The organism is Thalassospira alkalitolerans (assembly GCF_002115745.1).
In the GTDB taxonomy this organism is placed as follows: Bacteria; Pseudomonadota; Alphaproteobacteria; order Rhodospirillales; family Thalassospiraceae; genus Thalassospira; species Thalassospira alkalitolerans.
Genome location: NZ_JFKB01000005.1, coordinates 26,093 through 51,662 on the forward strand (window position 1 = coordinate 26,093; position 25,570 = coordinate 51,662).

Consider the following 25,570-nt stretch of genomic DNA (forward strand, 5'->3'; position numbering starts at 1 on the left):
TCATAAAACGGCAATAAATGCGTTATCAGACTGACTTGTAATTTGCCTATGGTGGGGGCGTTACAGGAGTTTAGTCGATGACGCCCGAGCCATCCCGGCCATCTTTGCCGTTGCAGCCGTCCCCGCCATCCAAACCCACCATGCGTGATGTTGCGCGCAAGGCGGGGGTGTCGATCGCGACAGTATCGCGGGTGATTAATTTCCCCGGTGATGTTCCGGCGAAAACCGCCGAGATCGTTAATACGGCGATGCGGTATTTGAATTACCGGCCCAATATCAATGGTCGCCGGTTAAAGATGACCCAGACCCGCACCGTCGGGGTTTTGGTGCCGACGCTTGCCAACCCGGTATTTGCGACATCGGTGCAGGGCATCGAACAGGAAGCCAATGCCGAGGGGCTGACCGTCCTTTTGACATCATCAAGTTATGACCCGGATCGTGAAATGGGCGCGGTTTCAGCGCTTTTGAACAATCGGGTGGATGGGTTGATCCTGACGCTGGCCGATGCCGATAACAATCCGGTGGTGGATTTGTTGCTGGCGGAAAAAATCCCGTTTGTATTGCTGTTTAACCAGCCCGCGCGATCCGATATTGCCGCGATCAGCGTCGATAACGCGCAATCGGCATTCGACATTACCAATGCGATGATTGCCAAGGGGCACCGGTCGCTTGCGATGGTGGCCGGTCGGTTTGAAAGTTCAGACCGGTCGCGCCAGCGCTATGACGGGTTTTGCCGCGCCTTGCGCGATGCCGGGATCAAGACGCCGCATCTGGTGCAGGTGGGGTTTGGCGAAACCGACCTTAAGGCATATTTACGCGACTTGTTATGCGGGCTGGATGCGGTGACCGGGCTTGTCTGTTCGACAGATATGCTGGCGATTGCCGCGATTGATGCGTGCCGGTCGTATGGATTATCGGTACCGGACGATGTTTCGGTTGGCGGTATTGATGGAATTTCGGTGGGTGGGCTGATCACGCCAAAACTGTGTTCGGCAGTTCAACCCACCCAAGAGATGGGCCGGCAGGCGCTTGCATTCCTGCGCGGTCTGATCAAGGGGCAGGCAAACCCACAGAGTTTGTTGCTGCCTCATCATCTAAGCGACGGGGAATCCATTGGATCATTCCGACGCCGTTCATCAACCTGAGTATAGGAAGTTCAAAAGTGCGTTTCAAACAACTTGTATTGGGTGCTGCGTTTGCGGTTGTCGCCGCGCAGCCCGCCTTGGCCGATGATGTTGCGATTTGTTACAACTGCCCGCCGGAATGGGCCGATTGGGGCGGGCAGCTTAAAAACATCGCCCGTGACCTTAAAATTGAGGTGCCGCAGGATAATAAAAACTCTGGTCAGACGCTGTCACAGCTTTTGGCAGAAAAAGCCAATCCGGTTGCCGATGTTGCCTATTACGGCGTGTCATTTGGTATCAAAGCCAAACAGGAAGGCGTTGTGGCCAATTACAAACCGGCCAATTTCGATAAAATTCCGACCGGCCTGAAAGATGAAGATGGTGGATGGTTTGCCATTCATTCCGGCACCATTGGTCTTTTCGTTAATACCGAGGCCCTTGACGGTGCGCCGGTTCCGCAAAGCTGGTCCGATCTTTTGAAACCGGAATACAAGGGCATGGTTGGTTATCTTGACCCGTCAAGCGCCTTTGTCGGTTATGCCGGTGCGGTGGCGATCAACCGGGCTATGGGCGGTTCGCTTGACGATTTCACGCCGGGGATCGAGTTTTTCAAAAAGTTGAAAGCAAACGATCCGATTGTGCCAAAACAGACTGCCTATGCACGTGTTCTGTCGGGTGAAATTCCGATCCTGCTGGATTACGATTTCAATGCCTATCGTGCGAAATACAAAGACCAGGCCAATGTTGCCTTTGTCATTCCGGCCGAGGGCACGGTTGCGGTTCCTTATGTCATGAGCTTGGTCAAAAACGGCCCGCATGCCGAAAATGGCAAAAAGGTTCTGGATTACGTGATGTCAGACGAAGGTCAGGCACATTGGGCCAATGCGTTCCTGCGCCCGGTCATTGCATCGGCGATGTCGCCCGAAGCATCGGCAAAGTTCCTGCCAGCGGCCGAATATGAACGTTCCAAACCGGTTGATTACGCCAAAATGGCCGAAGTTCAGGCTGGCTTTAGCGAGCGTTATTTGTCCGAGGTACGTTAAGTGTCTTTGATGCAAAATATTAAAGAGGGGCGTTCGCGCCCTTCTTTCCTTAGCCCCGTATTGGCCCGTGTTTTTGGCCAAGCGACGCCCGGTGCCGGAAGCCCGGCGATCCTGTTGCTTTTGATAACGCCGGGATTGGTGATTGTGGCGGCGTTTTTCCTGATCCCGATGGCGCTTGTTGCGATGCGGGTGGCGGATGGGCCGGATGGCTGGGCGACGTATTTCGTGATCCTGACCAATGGGCGGTATTTCGCCAGTCTGGTCCAGACACTTGTGATGTCGGCCGGGGTGACGTTTTGCGCGCTTGTCCTGTGCGGGATTTGCGGGTTGTTTTTGGTGCGCAATCGCTTTGCCGGGCGCAATATGATCACCGCGCTTTTGACCTTGCCGTTATCGTTTCCGGGCACGGTTGTTGGCTTTATGGTGATCATGCTGGCAGGCCGGCAGGGGGCGATTGGCAGCATGACCAATGCGCTTTTTGATGAAAAGCTGGTCTTTGCCTATAACATTTCCGGGCTGTTTATCGGCTATTTGTATTTTTCAATCCCGCGGGTGATTTTGGCGGTGATGGCATCGGCGCAAAAGCTTGATCCACAGCTTGAAGAAGCCGCAAGGTCACTTGGTGCGCCGACATGGCGGGTGGTTAAGGATGTGATATTGCCGGGATTAATGCCCGGTTTGATTTCGTCGGGCGCGATTTGTTTTGCGACCGCGATGGGGGCCTTTGGCACCGCCTTTACCCTTGCGACCGATATCGATGTTTTGCCGATGGTGATTTATACCGAATTTACCCGCAATGCCAATGTGGCGGTGGCCGCATCGCTTAGCATTGCGTTGGGCGCGATGACATGGGCGTTTTTGGCAAGCGTGCGGTATTTTGCCGGGAATTCCGGTGATGTTGCCGCCCGCGGGGGGGCATGATCATGGGGCGCGATTGGAAATTTTATGCCCAGCTTGGCCTGACGATTGTGCTGTGCCTGTTCATCATGATCCCGGTTGTGATGTCGGCACTTGCCGGGGTGACGGTCAATGTGTTCAAGGGGCTTTCGTCGGGGTTAACCCTGCGCTGGATTTTCGAGGTCTGGGACCTTTATGCCGCCAGCATCGTGCGGTCGCTTGGCATTTCGATAGCCTGCCTTTTGGTGACATTGGTGGCCGGTGTGCCGCTGGCCTATGTTTTGGTGCGACGGCCCGGCCGGTTGACCCGGTTGTTTGAAGAATTGCTAACCCTTCCTGTTGCCATTCCCGGGCTTGCGCTGGCCTTGGCGCTTTTGATTACCTATGGCGGATTTGGCCAGTACCGCATGAGCTGGCTTTTCATCCTGACCGGGCATGTGTTGTTTACCCTGCCATTTATGGTGCGGTCGGTTGCGGCGGTGATGGCGGCAATGGATATGAAAACCCTTGAAGAAGGGGCGGCAAGCCTTGGGGCAGGGTTCTGGCGCAGGTTTTTTGGCGTGATTGTGCCCAATGCCAAGCCGGGCATTCTGGCCGGGGCGTTGATGGTGGTGACGTTATCAATTGGCGAATTCAACCTGACCTGGATGTTGCATACGCCGCTTACCAAAACATTGCCGGTTGGGCTTGCCGATGCCTATGCGTCGATGCGTCTTGAAATCGGCAGTGCCTATACCCTGATTTTCTTTGTTTTGATTGTGCCGTTGCTGATCGCGATGCAGGCGTTTGCCGATACGGCAAAACGTCCGCCCAAACGCGATGACACGGCGGAGGATACGATATGACCACGCAAATCAAATTGCATGATTGTGCAAAAACATTTGCCGATGGCACGCGGGCGTTAGCGCCCTTTGACCTTGAGATCACCGGCGGGGAAACCGTTGTTTTGCTGGGGCCGTCGGGCTGTGGCAAGACGACGATATTGCGGATGATTGCCGGGCTTGAATTCCCCGATGCCGGGGGCAAGATCACCTTTGATGGTGATGATGTTACCCGTCAGTCGATTGAAAAACGCCGGGTTGGCATGGTGTTTCAATCCTATGCGTTGTTTCCCAATATGAGTGTGGCGCAGAACGTTGCCTATGGCCTTAAGGTGCATGGGGTGGGGCGCGACGAACGCGATGCCCGTGTCACCGCGATGCTTGAAATGATGCATATTGATATGCTGGCCGACCGGGCGATTGATCAGCTTTCGGGCGGGCAGCGCCAGCGCGTGGCCTTGGCGCGCGCGATTGCGGTGCAGCCGCGTGTTTTGTTGCTGGACGAACCGCTAACCGCACTTGATGCGAAATTGCGCGTGCGGCTTCGGACCGAGATTAACGGGCTTTTGCGCAAGCTTGGCATTACCGCGGTTTACGTGACCCATGATCAGGAAGAAGCCATGGCGCTGGGCGATCGGATTGTGGTGATGCAAAAAGGCAAAATCGCCCAGATCGGCACCCCGCGCGAGATTTACCGCAAACCGCAAAGCCCGTTTGTTGCCGATTTTGTCGGCGCGGCCAACCGATTGGACGGGCAAATGCATGACGGACGTTTGCATATTGGCGAACGTGTTTTTGATGCGGTGGATGCGTTTGATCCGCGCCATGGCGATATCATCGATCAAGGCCCGGTCGAGCTTTATTTCCGTGCTGACGGGCTTTCGACCTGTGAAGCCGGGGATGCCGATTTCACCGGCCGGGTCGAGGCGGTTTCGTATCTGGGCGAACGGTTGCGCCTGACCGTTTCGGGGATTGGCAGCATGCCGGTGATTGTCGATACCCATCCCGATGATGTGATCAGCGCCGGGACGCCTGTGCATTGCCGGGTTAATGCCGACCGGTTGACGGTTTTCCCCGCTGTTGCGGTCAATTCATAAGAACGAAAGAAACGACAAAGATGCTGATTGCACAATTGACCGACCTGCATATCGGGGCAGGCCGCCGCCTTGCCTATCGCAAGGTCGATACCGCTGGCGCGCTTGAAAACGCGGTGGACCATGTTATGGCGATGGATCCGCGCCCGGATGTGGTGCTGTTTACCGGTGATATTGGCGACCTTGGCAACCAGCAAGAATATGGGCTGGTGGCGGAAATCCTGACCAAATTGACCCTTCCGTATTTCATGGTGCCGGGCAATCATGACCGGCGTGCCCCCTTGCGCACGGCTTTTCCGGATGCGACCCCGGTTAAGGACGGAGCAGCATTCGTCAATTATGTTGTCGATGATTACCCGCTGCGGCTGATTGCGCTTGATACCCTTGATGAAGGCAAACCGGGCGGGGTTTTGGGGGCAGATCAGCTTGACTGGTTGCGCGGTGTCCTGAGTGACGGGGATGATCGACCCTGCCTGATCTTCATGCATCATCCGCCGATTGTGACCGGCATTGCCCATATGGATGCGCAGAATTTGGGCGAAGGGGCCGATGAACTGGCGGCGATTGTTGCGCAGCATCGCGACCGTATCCGGGCGATTATATGCGGCCATGTCCATCGCCCGATCCATACGATTTGGGCCGGGGTGCCGTTGATGATCGGCCCATCGGTGGCCCATCAGGTGGCGTTTGATTTGCGCGATGACGGACCATCGGCCTTTGTCATGGAACCACCGGCGATGCATTTGCATGTTTGGGATACGCCAAGCCAAAACCTTTTGACGCATCTGGCCTATATCGACCGCTATGACGGACCGCATCCGTTTTTCGGGGCGGATGGCAAGCTGATTGTTTAAAGCGATTTTGCAAGGTGGGCGGGGGTGTTTCCCGCCTGTTTTTGCCTATTTCCCGATGCCGACCTTGATCGCGAGTTTGCGAAGCGGGCCGATGCGGTTGAGCGTGGACAGGCCGATATAGCGCAAATCGCGCAGTGTTTTGGGTTCGAACATGGAGGCGCGGTTGAGCAGATCAATGCCGCCAACGCGAGCCAAGGTTTTTGGAAGCTGGCGGCGTTCATAGGATTTCAGCAGGCTGGTCGCGCCGATATCCTCGCCCTTATGTTTGGCTTTGGCGATCAGGGTGGCGAGGGTTTCGATGTCATGCAGGCTCATATTCAGCCCCTGCGCGCCGATTGGCGGAACGACATGGGCGGCTTCGGCGACAAGCGCAAGCCGGGCCGAAATCAGGCGTGACGGGACTTGTGAAATCATCGGCCAGACTGCACGCGGGCTGGCGACGGTCAGCGGGCCAAACAGGTTCATGGTCTCGTGGGTGATTTCAGCGGATAAGGTTTCATCATCCATGGCGTTGAGATGCTGCGCGCGGTCCGCCGGGGTCATCCAGACGACGGATGAGCAGGGTTTTCCATCAAGATCAGGCATCGGTACAAGGGTGAGTGGCCCGCCGGTACGATGGATTTCGGTCGAGATATTGTCGTGGGATTTATCGTGGGTGACGACAAAGACAATCGCACTTTGATCATAGGCCCAGCGGCGATGTTTGATCCCGGCGAATTCACGTAGCGATGAATTGCGACCATCGGCGGCAATCACCAGTTTGGCGCGCACGGTTTGACCATCGGATAATGTGACTTCGCCATAGCGCGAGGTGGCTTTAAAACCGGTAACGGTGGTGGCGAAACGAAAATCGACATTTGACAGGGTGGCGAGCTTTGCCATCAAAGTCACGCGGGCGGCCTTGTTTGAGACATTCCAGCCAAAGAAACCCTGCTTGGTTTCGGAACCATCAAAATCGGCGGTTTCGCGGGGCGTGCGTTCTGTGCCACCGGCATCGACGATGCGCATGACGCGAAGTTCCGCCCCGGTCGGTTTGATCGCGCCCCAGACACCGGCTTTTTTAAGGGTTTCGATGCCCGGCTCCAGAAAGGCGGTGGTGCGCAAATCGCTGCCTTCGCCGATGTCAGCCGGGGCGGGATCGACAATCATGATTTTATGGCCATCGGCGGCAAGCCGGGCCGCCGCACTCATACCGGCAATGCCGCCGCCAGCAATCAGAATATCGGTTTCGATCATGGTTTTATTCCTGCTTCAGATGCGGATGCAGTGTCGCATATTGGTGATTGTGCGGCAATGTGCCCCGGTACGCGATTATACGCAATGGCTTTGGCAAGGGATTGATATGGGGCAAAGAAAACGGCGGATCGTAAAACTGATCCGCCGTTTGATTATTTCCCCGATTGTGCGGTTACAGGTCCGACGTCAGTCAATTTGCCACGCGCCGCCACTTCCATAAGCGACGTTGCCGGTTGTCCCATTCAGAGAGAACGTCGTCGGGGTTATCTTGGTGACGGTCCATGTGCCGTTGGCAGCAGTGTTTCCTGTGATGCCGGTGATTGTCACCTTTGTCCCGGTCGGCGGTGCGACGGTTGAGGTGATGACAATTGGACTGGCATTGGTTGCGGCAGTGATGTCGAATGCAGAGCAGATGGAATGATGGATTGGATAGGTCGGAGATGTGTAAGTTCCCCGTGCATTGACCGGCGACCAAGGTGGTGTTTGGGTGCAGCGATAGGGGAAGTTTTCGGTTATCGGGAAGGTTGGCCCCGAAAGCGGCTGGAAATTATAGGTAACCTGATTGCCAAGTGGTGGTATGGCATTGAAACGCGGTATTTGCAGACCGGTCAGATCGGTCCCGTCAGTCGGGGGGGCCGTATTCCCGAGGGCGGAGTTGACTGCCACGGGAAGGCCGTTGGCCTGTTGGGTTGGTGTTGCATAGACCAGCTTGTACTGATTCCAACCGTGATAGGCCGTACGCGTAATCGGATGTGGTGGGGCACAATTATCGCATATCCATTTGCCGCCGGATGTGTAGGTGTTGCTGTTTTTACCGGTTGATCCGTTTAAGGTAAAGGTCGTTGCACCGGTATTTGTGACTGTCCACGTGCCATTGGCAGCAGTGTTTCCGATGATCCCATTGATTGTTACTTGCGATCCAGTTGCTGGGGCGACACCGGTCGTAATCTCAATCGGGTTGGTACTGGTGGCAGTGGTGGCATTGGTGATTGTCTGGAGCGTTCCGGTCGATAGCCCAGCATTGGTTAGATCAACGGCATAGGCCGCACATCCTGTTTCATGACAGGAATAAAGATCGTTCTTTTGCGGGCTACCCCCATTGACCAGACAGGCGGCATCAAGGGCGGCTTTTACACTGCCGGGATTGCTGAAACTCTTGATTGCCTGAATGCGGCCAAGAAAGTTTTCGCCGGTCGCATAATTTGCCGCGTCACAGGTGCCAAGCGGTGCATAGTTCTGCCAGACCGGTTTGTCTTCGATCATATAGAAATACAGCGTCTGGCTGGTGGTGTCGTAATAATAGGTCTGGTTGGCGATGAAGGTGGCGATGGTTGTCGTCCCGGCCAGAAGGTCCGTATAGTTTTGTTCAAAATCCGTCCAGCTGGTTGCCGGGGTGAGTGTTGTCCCGCCGGTATAATTGCCGGTATTGGTACCCCGGTTGACGCAATCCTGCCAACCGCTGGTTTGTTGTGTTGAGGATAACTTAAAGAAGGTGCCATCACAGGACGGGGCGGCGACCGGCGGGACATAAGGGGCGGGGGGCCAATTGGCCCCCATATATTTGTCCCCCCATTGGCGTCTCATACGATAGATTTTGATGCTGGTCGGCTCAGAAAGCGGTGCAAAGACACCAATCCGGTTGACAAAGAATTGGCCCGCCTTTTTCACCGATGGATCGGTATAGCTGAACAGAAGTTTTGGTTCGAATGCTTGCAGGCTTTGGCTGGAAGGTTGATTTTCAGTGCCGTTCTTGGCGCGGACGGTATATCCCATACGGTCCATCACGAAGGGTTCATAGATCGGTTCCTGACCGCGTCCGTTCAGAAACAGGTTTGGATAGGTTGTGTCCCCGTAGGCGGGCATGTCGCGGGTGATCTCCACCCGTAATGGCGGAATGTTTGGTGGGCTTGGCACGGATTCAATATTGAGCGTCGCATAGCGATGCGGGCTCATGAGTGACGTGGCAAGGAAGTTGTTCGGCCCGCGGGAGTGCGGTTCGTCCACGGTGAAATCGGTGGCGTAATAGGTAAGGTTGTTTAGCGATACCGCCGGGGGTGGGGTGCAATGAGCATCGTTTGATGTGCAGGCGACGTTCATCCCGGCAAGGCGGCCATCCATATCAAGGATGACGGTGGTTTTATCGCCATCTTGAAAGGTGCCCATATTGACAGATTCATCATAGACCTGATGCTTGAAGTCGACATTGTCCCAGATGCTGCCCTTGATATATTGGGTTGGCGGCACGGATTGGGCGTTTGATTGGATCCAGCCCGTGGCGGGGTCACCAGCGTAACCTTTGTAATTCGCCGATGGTGCGGAACCTTTCGGGGCGGAATTAACGAGACCTTCGAGCTGACCCGTTGGGTGGATTTTGGCAATGTCGATTGTCGTGAGCAGACGGGCAGCAGGATCGTTGGCGTGAATGCCAGTCGGGTCAGCGCGGAAATTGACAAAACGGTTGTTTTCAATCCGGGCCGGGCCGTCATAATAGCTGTAGCCCTGAATGTTCATCTTGGCATCGGGGTAGTTCCCCCAATGACCGCTAGCCAGAAGGGCGACATCTGTGCATTCCTTTTCCCAATTATTTCCGTTTTGTCCCGTGAAGCTGCAGGCCGGATAGCGATCCACATTGTTGCGGCTCATCCCGGCAAAGACATTGGCATGGGCCAAATCCCAATAACCCGGCAGGTTGCCTTCGGGCCCACCGCCGCCAGCAAGGGAGACGCCGTAAGGATTGGTCGCGAACCGGTTATCGTGTAGTGCCATAAAGATTGAACGGCTCCATAGGCCCCGATTGCGTGATCGGGTTGATGTGTTGCCATTCAGCACCAGAACAGGGGGATAGGTCGCGTCGCTCCAACTGCCGCCACTGGTATAGGATCCGTTGCCGCTTGAACCGTTGAGCGAGAAGGTCGTGCTGCTGAGTTTCGTGGTTGTCCAAGATCCGTTTGCGGCGGTATTCCCCTTGATGTCCGATATGGTAATTTGTGTGCCGGTCGGCGGGACATTATTGCTTGTGATTGTGATTGGGGCGTTGGCGATACTGGCGATGTCGCCTTGCATGGCCCACGAACCACCATTGTGCGATAGCCCACCCGTTCCGCTGGCCTCTGAATCTTTGAGTGTGAAGCCAGAGGAAGTTGACTCTTTGATCTTCCATGTCCCATTCACAGCCGAGTTTTGCCCTGTAATGATGACGGTTGCCCCATTTGGAGGAACTGGAAACGATGTATCAGGAAAGGTGATGACAATCGGGCTTGTGGGACTTGCCTTGCTTGCCTTCAGGATTGGTTGCTGTTCGAAAGTCCATGTGCCGCCCTGTGGGGGAGCCCCGGTAAGATGGGCGTTTTCTATGCCAAAAGATTTTTGCGCCTGATTAATATCGCTGATTGGCCAAGTGCCATTGGTCTTTTTTCCGATGCCGGCAATCGTGACGGTATAGGTGCCCGAGTTCAGATTGGTCGGTAACGCACCGGAACTGGTGACGATAATGGGGGGATTGGTTGCGCCGGTAATTTGATATGCCGCCGTTGACAGCAACGGTGCCGGGTTAGAGGCATTGTTAATTGCATCCGGCGCGGTGTCGATCCCGTTATAACACCCATGTGTGCGGTTACCGGTAAATTCGGGATAGGCGCTTTCTTGTGACGGGTCCTGGGAGATGATCCAATAACCACGTCCCTGTGCCTGACATCCGGCGACGGAATTATTGACAAAGACGTTGCCGGGATTGGTGATCCAGAAGCCGCCCGGATGATAGGTGTCGGGACCTTGATAAGGACCAAGTGCTTGATTGGTATTTGAGATGTAGGAATTCTCACCAGACAAAGACGTGTCAGCAATTCCGTTTATTGTGTACCAGCTGGGCGTGATGGCATTAGAGGCCTGAAGGTTGTCGCCATCCCAATATTGGCTGCCGCCGGTGAGCGGATAGGTATAGGTGCTTTGGGCGGCCATGGTGCCGGCAATGTGGTTGCGTATGAACTGGTTGCCGGTGATGTCGGTGCCGTCTTCAAGATAGACACCCTGACCGACGGTTCGAACACAGACATTGTTATAGAATTTTGCGTTTGCCGTGTGATGGGCCACGAAGCATTTGTTATAGGCATGATGAACGCTGACATCCTGAACAAGGATATTGTCCATTGTCCAGACAGGGGTGCCGATCAGGGTGCCATTGCCGGTTGATTCTTTGAGGGCAAAGGTTGTGGTGGTGGGATTGGCCACCATCCATGTGCCATTGGCAGCATTGTTTCCTTGAGCGCCAGAAATCCGCACCATGGACCCGTTAGGCGGAACCATGGATGAGGTGACGACGATTGGGGTGGTGTTTGTGGCGGCGGTGATTGCCATTTGTGGCAGGTGATGCAGATGGACCGGATAGCGCCCGACAAAGGGCTGACCGAATTTTTCGATCTCGACACCAACCAGATTGAGGATCGGTGCGGGTTTGCCATGGGCGCTTACCATTGCAACCAGATGCCCGCCGGTAAAGTGATTTGCATCGCCAGAACGCCCTGCCACTGATGTCAATTTGATGTTGCGTGACAACAACGCGACTTCGGCGCGTTCATCAATGCCGTAATTTTGATCCGGGCCGTCATAGAAGCTTTTGGCTTGGAAACTGACATCAATCGGGTTGGCGCCCGTAATGACGGATTGGGTTGTATTGGCAGGGAAAAAGCCGGGGGTGGGGGCCTTGCCGCCAAAGTGGTAATGCTTGAGCGGTTGACTGAGTGTGACCTGGCTGACTTGTGTCTGTGCAGTGCCGCCGCTTGTATAGCTCCCGTTGCCGATTGCGGTGTTAAGCGCAAATGTTGTGTCGCTTTGTTTGGTGACGATCCATGTTCCGTTGGCGGCGGTGTTTCCTTTAACACCTGTGATTGTGACGGTTGCACCTGTTTCAGGTGCAGTTGACGCGGTGACAACAATCGGCGTTGCATGGGTTGCGTCGGTGATTGTCATGGCGCTTTGATTGGGGTCGCGGACCGGTGTTATGGCGCTGATCTGGACAATTTCGGTCTGATGGGACGAGAAGCTGGTGGTTGCGACTGAAATCCAGTCACCCGCAACCCAGTCAACGTCACCCGCCAAGGTTAGTACTGTATCGGAATTTGTTGATGGCACGGGGGCGCTGACATTTGCGCTGTCATTATAGCTTGCAGGCCCTGCGGGCGCAGCAAGGTAGCTCCAGCTATTGGTGCCCTGATGGGTATTGATAAAGGCGGGGCTGGCTTTTGGGTTGTTATTGATGCCGTCAGGCCATGCTGACAGCCCATGTCCCCCGAATAATGCAATCTTGCCGCCATCCATCACAGTAATATCGCGGGAATTTGGTGTTGCATTTGTGGTGGTAACGATTGGTGACGGCCCGATAGCTTTCGGGGCAGGGGATACAGACAAATTGCCAGCCATGACAATTTTGATTTTGTTTTGGATCGGTGCACCGCGCGACCCGGCAAGCATTTGACCGCCATCCTTGACGAGGAAGGAGTTGGCATAGAGGGTCATGGACTTGTCTTCGAAGGAAAGTGTACCGCCAGAGCCGATTACGACGGGGCGCAATGGTGCGGTGATCTTGCTTTCGCTTTGGGCATCAGTGGCATGGATGACGACATCTTTGCAGGGAGATGTGCCACCGATTTGAAGGCTCATGCCTTGTGGGATGGGGATGCCGTCATATTTGGCCAATATAGCGCCCTGACAATTCGTGTCGGCCAAAGCGTCAGAGAGGGACATGTTCGCAGCATGGGCCGGAATGGCCGCAGTGATGGAGACTATGGTCAAAATTGCCTTGATTATGGTGGGAATTTTGCCAGAGGCCGGACTCCAGGCCGATAGTTGTGTGAACATTAGTACCCCCCCTAAATGTATTCTTATGCGCGCATTATACTGGTGCTAATCTCCGTTTAATAGCAATTGGTTTTTTAGCTGTTGCTAATTTCGGGTCGTCTGTGGGGGCTGCTGCGTGTGAGGGCTTGCCCGGTGCGGTGGTTTTGACCATGGTGGGGTCGAAAAATGATTTGGTGATGAAAGGCTTGGATATGCTGGCGTGGGTTTATCTTTTTGTGGCCATTCTTCTTGAGGTGGTCGGGACGGTGTCGCTTAAGCTGTCTAACGGGTTTTCCGATTGGCGGTTTGCCGCCCTTAGCCTGTCGCTTTACGGGGTGAGCATCTGGGTGCTGTCGATGACGCTTAAAACCATCCCGGTCAGTACGGCCTATGCGGTTTGGTCGGGGCTTGGTACTGCGGCGATTGCGGTGATCGGGATGGTGTTTTTCAAGGAGCCGATGACCGTCTTTAAAGGCATGTTTTTGTTAATGATTATCGGCGGTGTTGTTGGGCTTAACGCGGTGGCGGGCAAGCATTAGGGACTGATTTTACTGGATCAGAAATGACAAAAGCCGGGCGTGATGATGCCCGGCTTTTGCGATGGTAGTGTTTTTTTTAAGGGCGATCAGGCGACTTCAAAAATGCCGTCGATTTCAACCGCAACACCAAGCGGCAGGGATGCGACGCCAACCGCCGAACGGGCATGTTTACCCGCATCGCCAAAGACTTCGACCATGGTATCGGACGCGCCGTTGACGACTTTGGGTTGATCGGTGAAATCGGGGGCGGAATTGACAAAGGCGTTCAGTTTGACAACACGGGTGACGTTATCCAGATCGCCAATTGCGGCCCGGACCTGCGCAATCAGGTTCAGCGCGCACAGGCGGGCGGCTTTCTGGCCGTCTTCGACCTTAAATTCCTTGCCAAGTTTGCCAAGGAATTTCAACTCGCCATTTTCCATGGTGATCTGGCCCGATACATGGACAAGATTGCCCGACCGGACATAGGGCAGATAATTGGCCACCGGGGCATTTGCCTGGGGCAGGGTGATGCCGAGTTCGGCAAGGCGGGCGTCGATTTTTCCGGTCATGGGGATGATCCTTGTTTTCTGGTGTGGCGAAACTGTTTCAACTTATCGGCCTTGGCGGGCAAACAAAACCATTTCTTTGTGTGAAACGGCCTTGCGGGATTGGCAAGGTGCAGGAGGCAACATGGCCCGCCTTTGCAGAGAAAGGATAGAGGCGAATATGCGTGCGCAAGTTTCGTCATGGCCGTGAAGGTGGGCATCAAGACGGCGGTAATGTGGGGTTCCTGTCGGGGGGCTGCGCTTGCGGTGCGATGGACATATGCCTGCGTGGGTGTGAGGGAAGAGGTTCATAAGCAATGTTGATCGATTGATGAGAAATTTGGATTTGTCATCGGGCGTAATCCAATGCAAAACCAACCCGTGCCATTTGTCTGGTGCCTGACTGGTTTTATGAAAGTGCCCCGATGTCCGCGATCAAAATTTCCAAACCTGCGCTGCATGGTAGCTGGCTTGTCCTGATCGGGGTGATGATCATTAGCCCGGATGCGCTTTTGGTGCGTTTGGTCGAGGCACCGAATACGACGACGGCGTTTTGGCGGTTGGCATTGTTGACCGCGACCCTTTTTGCAGTAGCGGTGGTGCAGGGTTTGCGACGGCGTCAAAGCCTTGGCCGGGCGATACTGCCAACGCGTGACGAGCTGTTTGCCGGGGTGTTTTACGGCGGCACCAGTGTGTGTTTCATCCTGTCGATCCGCAATACCGATGCGGCCAATACATTGGTGATCATCGCCGCAACCCCGCTTTTGGCCGGGTTAATCGGGGTGTTTGTGTTTAAACGTGCCCAAGCGATGCGGACATGGGTTGCATCAATTGTGGTGTTTGGCGCGCTGGCAACCATTGTCGGGGCCGGGTTTGGCGGGGCCAATACGCTGGGCGATGTTTTAGCCCTTGGCACGGCGATTTGTATGGCGTGTTATTTCAACGTGGTCGGCACGCGCAATCATATCGATGCAATCCGGGCGATGATGATCGGGTCGCTGATGGCGACATTGATCATTGCCCCGGCAGCCGACCCCCGTCTTGTCAGCGGGTTTGATATGCTGTGGCTGGTGTTGCTGGGCTGTTTGATTTTGCCGTTGTCGTTTGTGTTCATCACCGCCGGGGCCAAGAAAATTCCGGCGGCCGAGGCCGGGCTGATCATGTTGAACGAGGCGATTTTCGGGTCGCTTTTGGTCTGGCTGGTGATTGATGAAGCGCCAAGTCAGACCACGCTTGTCTGCGGGGTGATTGTGATCGTGACATTGGCGACACATAGTTATCTGGCCTTGCGCGAGAGCCGCAGGCGGTTGCGTAGGGCCGCGGTTTAATCGCTGCTTTGACATCAAGATCACCACATCACTTTTAACATTAGCCCATATCGGGGCGGGGCTTGTGTGTTCAGGTTGCTGTCAGGTTGGGCTGATAGGCATTGGGGACCGGTTGATTTGGCCGGTTGCCCCACGTATCGGATTGATTCCGGCCCTGTTGGTTCCGTTGCCAAACGCGGACTGACATCGCAGCGCAGACGTGGGGCATTTAGCCCTTATGTGTGCGAGTGCCGATGTCCCGTTTTAGCCTTCCCAGAATTGATTACCGCTTTGTCATCATTGGCCTTGCGCTTTATTTTACTCTGGTATTGAACTGGAAGGTTCTGGGCCATTTTTACAGTATTTTAGGGGCGCTTGAGTCCTATGATCTGGGCTTTGCGGCCAGTGCGCCATTTGTGTTGCTGCTGGGCTCGGTCGTGCTGTTTACGCCGTTTTCGTTCAAATATTTGATGAAGCCGTTTTTTGCCCTGTTGCTGATTACCGGGGCGCTGGCCAATTATGCGATGATCAAATACGGCATCGTGTTTGACCGGGGCATGATCGAAAATGTCGTCGAAACCAATCCGGGTGAAGCGGGTTCCTATCTTAATCTGCAATCGGCGATGTGGTTTGTTGTCACCGGGGGGATTCCGGTTGTGCTTTTGGCCCTGATGCCGGTCCGCTATCCGGAAACGATCCTGCGCGGTGTCATGGGGCGCATGGTGATGATCATGGTGCCGCTTGTTATGCTGGGCGGGTTGGCCGGACTTTATTTCAAGGATTACGCATCGGTCGGGCGCAATAACAAAGTGCTGGGCAAGGAAGTCGCCCCGGTCAATTACGTGGCCGGGACGGTGAAATATTTCAAACGACGCTATGTTTCGTCCAAAATGGCATTTCGCACGGTGGGTGATGATGCGCATCAGACTGTGGCAATTTCCGCCAATGGCAAACCGACATTGATGTTTTTGGTGATTGGTGAAACCGCGCGCGCCCAAAGCGTGCAGGCCAATGGATACGCGCGACCAACATCGGTCTTTACCCAAAAAATCCCCGGTTTGCTGGCGTTTCAGAATGTCCGGTCTTGCGGGACGGCCACGGCCGTTTCAGTACCCTGCATGTTTTCAACCATGGGGCATGACAATTACAACGGCGAAGTCGCCCGCCATAGTGAAAGCCTGATGGATGTTGTGGCCAAGGCCGGTGTTTCGGTGTTTTGGAAAGAAAATGACGAAGGATGCAAAGGCGCATGTGACCGGACGCCAAGTGTTGAGCTTCGCCCGAAAGATTTTCCCGAATTTTGTGGCAATGGTACTTGCCATGACGAGGTGATGCTGGCCGGGTTGGACGAACAGATTGCTGGAATGTCTGGCGACAAGCTGATTACCCTTCATCTGATGGGCAGCCACGGCCCGACCTATTACAAACGCTATCCTGATGAACATCGTTTTTTCACGCCCGATTGCCCGCGCAGCGACATTGAAAACTGCACGCAGGAAGAATTGGTCAATACCTATGACAACACCATTCGCTATACCGATTTTGTAATTTCAAAGCTGGTGGAACGGTTGCAGTCCTATCAGGACCAGTACAACACCGTGCTGCTGTATGTATCCGATCATGGCGAATCGCTTGGCGAAAGCGGCATGTATTTGCACGGGGCACCCTATATGTTTGCCCCGGATGAACAGACCCATGTGCCGATGTTTATCTGGACATCAAACGGGTTTGCCAATGATCGCGGATTGAACAATACCTGTATGCGTGATCAGGCGCAAAAGGGCAGCTTTTCCCATGACAATGTGTTTTCAACCGTTCTGGGCGTGATGCGGGTTGGCACGACGGTCTATCGCAAGGATCAGGACATGTTTGCGTCTTGTGAAAATGCGACCTATCAGGCCGCACGTGAAACTGACCCGAATGTTGCCGATAATTGAGTTGCTCAGGCATGTGTCATTGGGTGGGGCATCGTTGCGCCAAATGATCCGGCGTTTGACATTGGTCATCAATCGGACTAATTGAGTTAACTCAATGAGTGTGCTCAGTTAATCCGAGGTGGCCGATGAATACCCGTGCAGGCAAACGCGAACAGACGCGCCATAATATCCTTGAAGCGGCGCGTAAATGTTTTAACGCGCAGGGCTATGACGGGGCGTCAACGCGTGAAATTGCCAAGACCGCCGGGGTGGCCGAAGGCACAGTTTTTAGCCATTTCGAGACCAAGGAAGACCTGTTGATTTCAAGTGTTGGCGAACATCTTGCCGATGCGATCAAGAAGGGCCTTCACACCATGGACCCGGAATGGTGTTTTGTGGACAAGATGATGCATATCGCATCGTTTCGGTTTGCCCAGATTGCCCTGCAACCGGGGCTTTGGCGGGTGATTTTGCAGCAACTTGTCTTTACCCCGCGCAAAGGGGCGGTCAAGGAATTGATGCGTAATAGCGGGTTGATTGAAGCGATGACGCGCCTGATCGAAGATGCCCAGCTTGACGGCGAGTTGAACCCGGAAATCGATCCGGCGGCAATTCACAAAACCACGATGGCTTTGTTTTTATTCACCATCCACGAACATGTCGGCACCGAGAATTACGATTGCGAGGATATGTGTGCGACGCTGCGTGAATTGCTTGAAATTCAGATGAAGGGTATCTGGTTGCGTCAGCCGGAATTGGTAGGGTAAGCCTACCGGGGCCGGAGCTGGGGCCTTGAACGTTTAGTCCCCGATCAGATGCAGGGTGATTTGACGATGATGGGCGGCGTGGCGATGTTCAAACAGATAGATACCTTGCCAGATCCCCAGAACAGCGCGGCCCTGTGATACCGGAATGGTCAGCGACACATCGGTGAGGCTTGCACGTATATGGGCGGGCATATCATCCGGGCCTTCGCAGGTATGGCGGTAAAGACCGGGGTTTTCCTGCACCAGTTGGGTAAAGAAGGTTTCGATATCGAGCACAACATCGGGATCGGCGTTTTCCTGAATGGTCAGGCTGGCCGAGGTGTGGCGGCAAAACAATGTGATTTGCCCGGTTGTGATGCCGGTTTGGGCGATCCATGACTGGACCTGATCGGTGATTTCAATCAGGCCCTGTCGTGTGGTGTTGATGTCAAGCGTGGTCTGGTCTTGCGAAAGCATGGCATCCCGTATTGGTTAGGGCAGCCGGTGCAATCACATCATCAGGATCAGATATGATCAGGCCGCCGCCGTGACAGTGCCCTGATCGTAGAAGCGCACAGCGGTCATGGCAAGATTGCCGAATTCAAAACTGTCATGCAGGGTTTCGGCAACGAAATCATCGGATGCCGCGCCAAGGGCAACATAAAACGGCATCAGGTGATCGTCTTCGGGATGGGCGCGGGCGGCATGGGGGGCTTGGGCACGGTAATCAAGCAGGGCATCGATATCGTGACTGCCAAGTTTGCCCAGCATCCAGTTGGTAAATTCAACGGCCCATGGATCAATCGGGCCTTCGTTGCGATCAAGGGTGCGCAGGTTATGGGTCATCGCCCCACTGCCAATGACCAGCACGCCAAGGTTGCGCAAGTCGCGCAGTTTTTTACCCAGTTCGTAATGATCGGCCGGGCTGCCATGGCCGAGCATTGAAAGCTGAAATACCGGAATATCGGCATCGGGCCGGGCCAGCATCATCGGCATCCATGCGCCGTGATCAAGGCCGCGTTTGGCATCGGTTTCTGCCCCGATCAGATCCGCAATTTCAGATGCCAGTTCAGGATTTCCGGCAACATCATATTGCAGGCGATATAGCGGATCGGGGAAACCATAAAAATCATGAATGGTTTCCTGGCGTGCCGCGGTCGAGATGGTTGGCGTTTTTGTTTGCCAATGGGCAGAGATCATCAGGATCGCCCGCGCGCCATCGGTTTGCCGTGCTAGTTCATGGGCCAGAAAGTCAAAGGCCGGGGTGTTTTGCCGCGCCACCAGCATGGGCGACCCGTGCGAGATGAAGATCGGCGTAAGGCTGGGGGCCGTAGCGTTCGAAGACGCGTTGGTCATTTGAGCACCTGTTTTGGTTTCATTATTTGTACCAAATATGATGCGAAGCGGGCCCCAAGACCAGATGCTGTTCGTCAACAGTCTGTTGCCAGAGCCGTCAGGCAGGTTGGCAATTCATGCGGAAAATATCAGCAGCTTCGTCGCGCGTCATCAGGCCTTGGCCGAGCCTTTCCATCATCTCAACATATGTAAGGCCAATGGCTTTGTTCAGATGCAGGCCATTGTCGGCAAGAAACAGATCGGCGGTGAGGAGGGCTGTGCGTTTATTGCCATCGATAAAGGGATGGTTGCGTGCGATCCCCTCTGAATAGCTGGCAGCCAGAAGGAAAATATTGGTTTTGCCATAGGCATAGAGGTTTTGCGGGCGGGCAAGGGCCGATTCCAGCAAGGCGGCATCGCGTAAGCCGTATGAGCCGCCACCGATTTCAATCATGGTTTCATGAATTGCTTCAACATCGACCCGTGTGACCCATGTGGGTGCGGTCACCGTTGCGCCAGTTCAATAATCGTATCGCGATGATAATTGGCCCGTTCGCGGATCAGACGTTTACGGTCGTCAGGCGGGGTATCAGGCACATTGGTCAGGCGCCGATATTCTTCTGCAGACATAAGAACAAGGCGGTCGCGCTGATGGTTGGTGATGATTACCGGTTCATGCATTGCAGCATCACTAAATGCACCGATGTTGTTTTTGAACTCTGTTGCTGAAACGCGGCTCATGATTACCTCCGTATGGATTTGGACATTATAGCCATAATGACCATAATGTCCATAAAGCCCATTTGAGTGTTGCGCGAAGCGCATGCCATATAATACTGACGATGAGCGGGTTTTGGGGCTCAGGGTTCAGGCTGAGGCGCTTAAACCCTGAGAATTGATATCGTCGGCGGTTAAGGCTGTCAGCCGTAACGATTTAGCGACGACGCCCGAACATAAGCAACAGGAAGCCGCCAACGGTCGCGGCGGCACCGGCGATCAGATACCAGACGGTTTCGTCGGTATAATTGCCAAGGAAGGTTTCAGATAGCTGATCCGCGGCACTTTCCGAAGCATTATAGCCGGAAATCAAAAGACCCAGACCAATCACAAGAATGACAGCGCCGATAACACGATTGATGGACATGGTTGTTCCTGTTGTTGTTTGCGTTTGTCCGTGCCCCATATTTGGGATCCGTATGATAGCAGCGACAACGCCGAGAAAGCAGGGTTGTTCCGCGTTCATTGATGAAATTCAGATTTTGAGCTTTGATCGGGGGATGCCGTGACATTATCGGGGGCGATGATGTGCATTATTGCGGGCGAAAAATTATGGGCTGATCGTAAATGTAACCGCAAAGACAAACACCCCCGACCAATAGTCAGGGGTGTTTGCGTGCAATAGATTGCATTTGGATATCTGTATTAGTCGATGATCAGAACGGCAAGGACATGCTGATCTCAATCGCGCTGCTATTGCTGTCATCTTCATCATTGGCAACCGACATCATATGGCTGAGGGCGAGTTCGCTGGTTAGTGGGCCGGTATCAAAGCCAAACCCGGTGCGGACGCGCTGGTTGCCGTATTCGTTGAGGTTACACGCCACAAACGGTTTGACGATGCCCATTTCCTGCCCATCATCTCCCATCAGGGCAAAGCCATAGGTGACTGTGCCGCTAAGGGTGTATTCGGTGTAATCGGTGCGCCCGGCAAGGTAATTGCCTTCAAGCGCGGCATTGAGCCCGGTGGTGCTTTCGGACAGGCGCACACCGCCGCCGATATTAAACGCGGTTTTGTCATTATTGATTTCATCGGTGAAATCATAAATCAGACCGGTTTCAATGAACGGGGTCACGGTCAGGCTTTGAGTTGGTGCAAAGCCATAGGCGGCTTCGATGGCCGGATTAATCTGGCGGGTGTTTGCGGTGGTTTTGCTAACTGCGGTGCCGTCGCTTTCGGTATAGGCATCGACTGTTTTGTGTGCGGCAATAAACGCCAGTGACGGGGTCAGGGAGACGGCGGTCAGAGTTTTGACGGGGTGGATGACATAGGATGCATTGATCGCCGCAAACCACATGTCTGATTCCGTTTTGCCCGAAACCGCGTCGTTATTGCGTGCAACATCAATATCGCCCAGCCCGAACCCGGCTTCGCCGACCAGGGTCAGATTGGCAATTGGCCGGTAAATGGCATAGGGGGATGCGACCCAACCCTTTTCCTGATAGCTGCCATAGTTAAATGAGGTGGTCAGGTCAGTATCGTTATAACCAAGCGACAGACCCGCTGTCAGGGTTTCGGCGAATTTGTAATCCAGCCCGATATTATAGCCCCAGACATCGCCATTATAACGGCTGTCCGTGCTGCCACTGACAAAGTCATTGTCGACCGAGGTAAAGGATCCATGCCCCCAAACGGTGAAGGGGGAGGTGTTTTGCAATGCAGATCGGCCGTCAATACCGCCAGCGCCACCAACATCGCCCCGATCGGTTGGGCCAAGGCCAAGGGCGGAGGTGCCAAAGCCGTTTGCGGCCATCCGGGAACTATCGAAATCGCCGGTCATGGCAAGGCGGCGGAGCACATTGTTGCGGGTGGTGATGGTGTTCCGATCATCATCCGCAAGGTTGTCGATCAAACTTGCGTTATTCGTGCCGGGGGTGCCCGATGATATCGTTTCGTTAGGAACGTTCCCTATTTGGGATGTGTTGGCAGGACTGATGATCGAGGAGGTGCGTGATTTGATGTTTTGCTGAATAACGGTGGTTTGGGACCGTGAAACCGCACCGATAACTGCAGATGAAGTGCTGGCAGCGGATGTTGATTTCTCGGCCGGTGGCGATCCGGCAACGCAGGTTACCGTTAAGTTGTAGCTCGCAGTGGGGCCATACATGATAAGCTTGGCGTTGGTCGTGTCAGCCGGAATCTGGATGGTGAGGGTGACGGTTTCGCCGATGCTGGTGCTGCCCGCCGTGGCGGCGCGTGAATTGGCGGCGTTTATGTTATCCGTATAGGTATAGGTATAATTGTTTGGCGATGTGCCGCCTACGTGTTTGAAGGTGACCTTGGCGACCTCCCAAGCGCTAAACGCTTGGTTGCTGGCTACTATGCCATCGCTGGTGGCTGACGTGTTCCAACCAGCACACCCCGCGCTCAGGGCGAAAGCGCTGTTGGCAAAGGGCAAGGACAGTCCGGTCAGAGCCAGTGCATATAGCCATTTTCTTGTAAAAGACATCAAGCCGGTGATGGGGGGGCGATTAGCCTGTTCCCGTTTGAAGATATGGCTGATTTTATTACGTCTTCTCATGGCAAAACGTCCCCCTGCGCTGCTGACAGAGCAGCTTCGTTGTAGGACCTTTAACGGCAGTGTGCGGTGGGGGCTATGGCGAAAGAAAGAGCCATGTCAATTTTAACGTTTTATGGATAATGACTGCGCAAAATGGATATTGAGCGCTGTTGTCATAGATGGTTCGTACCGAACAAAGATGGTTCAGGGCAGGGCGCTGATTACATCTTTACTGCGGGTTAATGTGCAATATTCCGATGCCAGAACAGCAGCATAGAGATCAAAAACGGTTTGCGCGTCGAACCGTTTGCCATTGGCGTCTGTAATGTCAATCGCGGTGGTGGCATCAAGTGGCAGATAGACTTCAAAACCAAGACATTGTGCTGCGCGGATCGACACATCCATTGAATTGTGAATGACAACGCCGGTAAATATCAGCCGTTTGATGCCGCGTGCGTGCAATTGATCTTCAAGGTCGGTGCCGATGAAGGCGCAATTGACGGTTTTGGTGATGACGGTTTCACCGTCAACCGGTGTTGCTTCATCCTTGAACGGTTGGCCGGGGCCATTGGCATAAAAGGTTGAGGCCGGATTGGCTTCTTGGTGGCGGACATGAATGACAGGCAGGTTTGATGCGCGGAACCCGTCCAGCAAGCGCACAATCGCATCGACATAGCCGGGATTGTTTTTGCTGTTCCATTTCGGATCGTCGATGGCCTTTTGCACATCTAGGACGATCAGGGCAGTGGTGGCATCAAGCGGGGTCAAAACAGCACTTTCTTTCAGCCGAGGTGTTCCAATTCGGGCAGTGTGCAAATTTCAACATCCTTTTACAAGGGCTTTGCACGCAAAAGTCGTGTTTTAACCATCAGAACTAACTTATTGTTCAGGTTGAAGGTTTTTTGCGATTAAGACCGAATATCGTTTCTTGACCAAAGTCAAGGATGGGGCAGAGGAGGCTCTATATTTCATCCCAAGTGAAAATGATTCGCAAAACTAATTGCATTTAGGGTTGCGTGTTTGTGTCAGTGAAACTGACGTCTGATCATGGGAATGGGGAACTGATATGGGGTTGATGAAGCGTATGTCCGGGGGGACTGCTTTTGGTTTGGGGTGTGCATTTTTTGTGGTGCTGTCCGGGCAGGTTGTTGCCCAGGAGTTGTTTGTTGATCCGACGGTGGTGCAACGTCATGCCAAGGGCGGGCCGCCGAAACTTATTACACCGGAAACGTTGTTGACAGCCGACCCGATGCATCAGTTTCGCCATGGTGCGCTGGAAAAATCCGAAGGGGCTGAGGACAGTGTTCTGGGCGCAAAACGCCCGGTAAAGGTGACAACCCGTTTTGACGGGGCGGGGGATACAAAAACCTATGCCGGGCAAGCCGCGATCAAAGGGGCGGAAGGTTTTGCCATGGGGGGCTATCGGTTTGAAGATTCCGGTAGTTATGAAGGCGGCAATGGCGAAGAAGTCGATGCCGGGTATCGCCGCGAGGTGCGCCAGTTTGTGACCGGATGGACACCATCCCCCTTGGCGTCGCTGAAACTGATCGGGATTCAGGACGATATTACCGACGAAAAGCAGCCCCATCATGGCTTGGATTTGCTTGAGACGGATCGAAAGGTTGGTCGGGCGATCCTTGAGACGCGCAATATTTTTGGCACGGGCGTTGATTTCGAGAGCGGTTTCAAGTTGATCGATTTAACCCGCCGTGCGGATAATTACAGCCTGCGCAGCAATAGCGGCCAGAAAATGCGGGTTGCGATTGACCGCCGAATTTGGGAGGGGCAGGGCAAGGCATCCTTTGATACGGCGGGTTGGGAAAACGCCCTGACATTTACCGGAACGCACGATAACCATGTCGCGAGACGGTATAACGTTACGAATGACGACAAGGTCAATTCCGTGCGGATACCAGATGTTGATCGCGATACGCTGGCGCTTAATCTTGATACGGAAAAAAGTTTTGGCGCCGAACAGGACCGGACTTTAAAGGCGGGCATCCTGTTTGAACGGGTGCATACCGCACCGGGGGCCGCCGACGAGGTGCCCGATGGTGGGCCAAACCCGGCATTGTTCAATATCAGCCCCAGAACCCTTTACAGCAGTTATTACGGGACCACGGACCTTGACGCGACGGACAACAATCTGAGCGGGCGCTTGCGTTATGAGCAGCTTGTTCATCCCGCCGGTCTTACGGTTTATGGCGATGCATCGCGGCTTGTAAGGTCGGCAGATAATATCGAGAAATACCACGCCGTTAGCGGTGCAACGACATCACGCTGGGTCGGTAATCCGCAGCTTTCAGCGGAAAAACATCACAAGTTTGAAATCGGCACGATCTTTGAAGATGATGCCTATCTTGATTATCAGCGTAAAAAACCGGGGTCTGGCCTGTTCCAATCGGTCCGTCTAAGCGGGTCGGTTTATTACGACCGGATCAATGATTTCATCACGCTGGATCGGGCGCGCGGGCAAAGCGGTGTTCTTTTAAGCGACGGGGCCTATGTTTTTCGCAATGTTGACGCCAATTGGATGGCGGCAAACGCCGATCTGCAATGGAATGCGACGCGGAATTTATCAAGCCGGATGAATGTAACCTGGCAGCGGGCAGAGAACACAACCGACAACCGGGCCGTTTATCAGGTAGCCCCGCTTGAGGCGAATATCCTGGTCGATTATCACGAAAGTCTTGGCAGCCTTGGGACCTGGAATGTCGGGTCGCGGTTGCGGTTGGTCGCCGATCAAAACCGGCTGGATGATGACACCGCCACGGGAAGCGGCTTTGACGAACATACCGGCGGTTTTGGCGTGCTGGATCTTTATGCCGGGATGCAGGTTTACGATCGTATGTCGCTGAGTGCGGGGATCGACAATTTGTTGGACCGTGATTACCGCGAATACATCAAGGGCAACCACATCGAAAACCCCGGAAAATCAACGATATATGCACCGGGGCGGGCGATTTGGGTCCGTTTGTCGGGCAATTTCTAATCCGCACGGATGATCGTGCAGTTTAAAGG

At 54.2% G+C, this 25,570-nt stretch carries 21 protein-coding genes; 11 read left to right on the plus strand and 10 right to left on the minus strand.

Features of this window, described 5'->3' with window-relative positions; translation table 11 throughout:
* Positions 1–77: 77 nt before the first annotated feature.
* Genes TALK_RS08350 through TALK_RS08375 form a run of 6 tightly spaced genes read left to right on the plus strand, consistent with a single transcriptional unit; the run spans position 78 to position 5,833 of the window.
* A complete protein-coding gene (locus TALK_RS08350; protein WP_085617799.1) occupies positions 78–1,145 on the plus strand; it encodes a LacI family DNA-binding transcriptional regulator in 1,068 nt (355 codons plus the stop codon).
* A gap of 17 nt (positions 1,146–1,162) precedes the next feature.
* Positions 1,163–2,167, plus strand: a complete 1,005-nt coding sequence (locus TALK_RS08355) for an ABC transporter substrate-binding protein (protein WP_139833764.1) — start codon at positions 1,163–1,165, stop codon at positions 2,165–2,167.
* 9 nt (positions 2,168–2,176) lie between these two features.
* Complete coding sequence (locus TALK_RS08360; protein ID WP_169714979.1) at positions 2,177–3,088, plus strand: ABC transporter permease; 912 nt, start codon at positions 2,177–2,179, stop codon at positions 3,086–3,088.
* Positions 3,089–3,090: 2 nt separating this feature from the next.
* Positions 3,091–3,909 (plus strand): ABC transporter permease, encoded by an 819-nt coding sequence (locus TALK_RS08365; protein ID WP_085618252.1) that lies wholly within the window; start codon positions 3,091–3,093, stop codon positions 3,907–3,909.
* On the plus strand, positions 3,906–4,982 hold the full coding sequence (locus TALK_RS08370; RefSeq protein ID WP_085617803.1) for an ABC transporter ATP-binding protein: 1,077 nt from the start codon (positions 3,906–3,908) through the stop codon (positions 4,980–4,982). Before TALK_RS08365 ends, TALK_RS08370 begins: the two co-directional genes overlap by 4 nt.
* Before the next feature lie 20 nt (positions 4,983–5,002).
* Positions 5,003–5,833, plus strand: coding sequence for a phosphodiesterase (locus tag TALK_RS08375; RefSeq protein WP_085617805.1), 831 nt, complete (start codon positions 5,003–5,005; stop codon positions 5,831–5,833).
* A 45-nt stretch (positions 5,834–5,878) separates the two neighbouring features.
* On the opposite strand, the gene TALK_RS08380 is transcribed toward TALK_RS08375, so the two are convergent.
* Positions 5,879–7,069, minus strand: coding sequence for an FAD-dependent oxidoreductase (locus TALK_RS08380; protein WP_085617807.1), 1,191 nt, complete (start codon positions 7,067–7,069; stop codon positions 5,879–5,881).
* A 186-nt stretch (positions 7,070–7,255) separates the two neighbouring features.
* Positions 7,256–12,922 carry a G8 domain-containing protein gene (locus tag TALK_RS08385; protein ID WP_085617809.1) on the minus strand — a complete coding sequence of 1,889 codons (5,667 nt, stop codon included), beginning with the start codon at positions 12,920–12,922 and terminating at the stop codon, positions 7,256–7,258.
* A gap of 101 nt (positions 12,923–13,023) precedes the next feature.
* On the opposite strand from TALK_RS08385, the gene TALK_RS08390 reads away from it, so the two are divergent.
* Positions 13,024–13,440 (plus strand): DMT family transporter, encoded by a 417-nt coding sequence (locus tag TALK_RS08390; RefSeq protein ID WP_245829781.1) that lies wholly within the window; start codon positions 13,024–13,026, stop codon positions 13,438–13,440.
* A gap of 86 nt (positions 13,441–13,526) precedes the next feature.
* Here the strand turns inward: TALK_RS08390 and TALK_RS08395 are convergent, their stop codons facing one another.
* On the minus strand, positions 13,527–13,991 hold the full coding sequence (locus tag TALK_RS08395; protein WP_085617811.1) for a RidA family protein: 465 nt from the start codon (positions 13,989–13,991) through the stop codon (positions 13,527–13,529).
* Positions 13,992–14,392: 401 nt separating this feature from the next.
* Here TALK_RS08395 and TALK_RS08400 point away from each other — a divergent pair, with 401 nt between their 5' ends.
* The 3 genes from TALK_RS08400 to TALK_RS08410 all read left to right on the plus strand — a co-directional run bounded on the left by TALK_RS08400 (position 14,393) and on the right by TALK_RS08410 (position 17,957).
* Positions 14,393–15,295: a DMT family transporter gene (locus tag TALK_RS08400; protein WP_085617813.1), complete on the plus strand. Its 903-nt coding sequence runs from the start codon at positions 14,393–14,395 to the stop codon at positions 15,293–15,295.
* A gap of 233 nt (positions 15,296–15,528) precedes the next feature.
* Positions 15,529–17,211: a phosphoethanolamine transferase gene (locus tag TALK_RS08405; RefSeq protein WP_085617814.1), complete on the plus strand. Its 1,683-nt coding sequence runs from the start codon at positions 15,529–15,531 to the stop codon at positions 17,209–17,211.
* Positions 17,212–17,336: 125 nt separating this feature from the next.
* Positions 17,337–17,957 carry a TetR/AcrR family transcriptional regulator gene (locus TALK_RS08410; RefSeq protein ID WP_085617816.1) on the plus strand — a complete coding sequence of 207 codons (621 nt, stop codon included), beginning with the start codon at positions 17,337–17,339 and terminating at the stop codon, positions 17,955–17,957.
* A 33-nt stretch (positions 17,958–17,990) separates the two neighbouring features.
* Here TALK_RS08410 and TALK_RS08415 read toward each other — a convergent pair whose 3' ends face one another.
* The 7 genes from TALK_RS08415 to TALK_RS08445 all read right to left on the minus strand — a co-directional run bounded on the left by TALK_RS08415 (position 17,991) and on the right by TALK_RS08445 (position 23,365).
* On the minus strand, positions 17,991–18,413 hold the full coding sequence (locus tag TALK_RS08415) for a secondary thiamine-phosphate synthase enzyme YjbQ (RefSeq protein WP_085617818.1): 423 nt from the start codon (positions 18,411–18,413) through the stop codon (positions 17,991–17,993).
* Positions 18,414–18,470: 57 nt separating this feature from the next.
* The gene (locus TALK_RS08420; protein ID WP_085617820.1) at positions 18,471–19,292 is read right to left on the minus strand and encodes a DODA-type extradiol aromatic ring-opening family dioxygenase; all 822 of its coding nucleotides are present in this window, start codon (positions 19,290–19,292) and stop codon (positions 18,471–18,473) included.
* Between the two features lie 97 nt (positions 19,293–19,389).
* Positions 19,390–19,779 carry a type II toxin-antitoxin system death-on-curing family toxin gene (locus tag TALK_RS08425; RefSeq protein ID WP_085617822.1) on the minus strand — a complete coding sequence of 130 codons (390 nt, stop codon included), beginning with the start codon at positions 19,777–19,779 and terminating at the stop codon, positions 19,390–19,392.
* A complete protein-coding gene (locus tag TALK_RS08430) occupies positions 19,776–20,012 on the minus strand; it encodes a type II toxin-antitoxin system Phd/YefM family antitoxin (protein WP_085617823.1) in 237 nt (78 codons plus the stop codon). Before TALK_RS08430 ends, TALK_RS08425 begins: the two co-directional genes overlap by 4 nt.
* 193 nt (positions 20,013–20,205) lie before the next feature.
* Positions 20,206–20,415: a DUF3185 family protein gene (locus TALK_RS08435; RefSeq protein ID WP_085617825.1), complete on the minus strand. Its 210-nt coding sequence runs from the start codon at positions 20,413–20,415 to the stop codon at positions 20,206–20,208.
* Positions 20,416–20,704: 289 nt separating this feature from the next.
* On the minus strand, positions 20,705–22,570 hold the full coding sequence (locus TALK_RS08440) for an autotransporter outer membrane beta-barrel domain-containing protein (RefSeq protein ID WP_085617827.1): 1,866 nt from the start codon (positions 22,568–22,570) through the stop codon (positions 20,705–20,707).
* A 183-nt stretch (positions 22,571–22,753) separates the two neighbouring features.
* Positions 22,754–23,365 carry an isochorismatase family protein gene (locus tag TALK_RS08445; protein ID WP_245829783.1) on the minus strand — a complete coding sequence of 204 codons (612 nt, stop codon included), beginning with the start codon at positions 23,363–23,365 and terminating at the stop codon, positions 22,754–22,756.
* Between the two features lie 259 nt (positions 23,366–23,624).
* Here TALK_RS08445 and TALK_RS08450 point away from each other — a divergent pair, with 259 nt between their 5' ends.
* Positions 23,625–25,541, plus strand: a complete 1,917-nt coding sequence (locus TALK_RS08450) for a TonB-dependent receptor domain-containing protein (RefSeq protein WP_139833765.1) — start codon at positions 23,625–23,627, stop codon at positions 25,539–25,541.
* Positions 25,542–25,570: the final 29 nt, after the last annotated feature.

Coding starts and splice junctions, on each gene's coding strand:
- TALK_RS08350 (WP_085617799.1), top strand. CDS start 78: ATGACGCCCGAGCCATCCCGGCCATCTTTGCCGTTGCAGCCGTCCCCG.
- TALK_RS08360 (WP_169714979.1), top strand. CDS start 2,177: ATGCAAAATATTAAAGAGGGGCGTTCGCGCCCTTCTTTCCTTAGCCCC.
- TALK_RS08365 (WP_085618252.1), top strand. CDS start 3,091: ATGGGGCGCGATTGGAAATTTTATGCCCAGCTTGGCCTGACGATTGTG.
- TALK_RS08370 (WP_085617803.1), top strand. CDS start 3,906: ATGACCACGCAAATCAAATTGCATGATTGTGCAAAAACATTTGCCGAT.
- TALK_RS08375 (WP_085617805.1), top strand. CDS start 5,003: ATGCTGATTGCACAATTGACCGACCTGCATATCGGGGCAGGCCGCCGC.
- TALK_RS08380 (WP_085617807.1), bottom strand. CDS start 7,069: ATGATCGAAACCGATATTCTGATTGCTGGCGGCGGCATTGCCGGTATG.
- TALK_RS08385 (WP_085617809.1), bottom strand. CDS start 12,922: ATGTTCACACAACTATCGGCCTGGAGTCCGGCCTCTGGCAAAATTCCC.
- TALK_RS08395 (WP_085617811.1), bottom strand. CDS start 13,991: ATGACCGGAAAAATCGACGCCCGCCTTGCCGAACTCGGCATCACCCTG.
- TALK_RS08400 (WP_085617813.1), top strand. CDS start 14,393: ATGTCCGCGATCAAAATTTCCAAACCTGCGCTGCATGGTAGCTGGCTT.
- TALK_RS08405 (WP_085617814.1), top strand. CDS start 15,529: ATGTCCCGTTTTAGCCTTCCCAGAATTGATTACCGCTTTGTCATCATT.
- TALK_RS08410 (WP_085617816.1), top strand. CDS start 17,337: ATGAATACCCGTGCAGGCAAACGCGAACAGACGCGCCATAATATCCTT.
- TALK_RS08415 (WP_085617818.1), bottom strand. CDS start 18,413: ATGCTTTCGCAAGACCAGACCACGCTTGACATCAACACCACACGACAG.
- TALK_RS08420 (WP_085617820.1), bottom strand. CDS start 19,292: ATGACCAACGCGTCTTCGAACGCTACGGCCCCCAGCCTTACGCCGATC.
- TALK_RS08430 (WP_085617823.1), bottom strand. CDS start 20,012: ATGAGCCGCGTTTCAGCAACAGAGTTCAAAAACAACATCGGTGCATTT.
- TALK_RS08435 (WP_085617825.1), bottom strand. CDS start 20,415: ATGTCCATCAATCGTGTTATCGGCGCTGTCATTCTTGTGATTGGTCTG.
- TALK_RS08440 (WP_085617827.1), bottom strand. CDS start 22,570: ATGAGAAGACGTAATAAAATCAGCCATATCTTCAAACGGGAACAGGCT.
- TALK_RS08450 (WP_139833765.1), top strand. CDS start 23,625: ATGAAGCGTATGTCCGGGGGGACTGCTTTTGGTTTGGGGTGTGCATTT.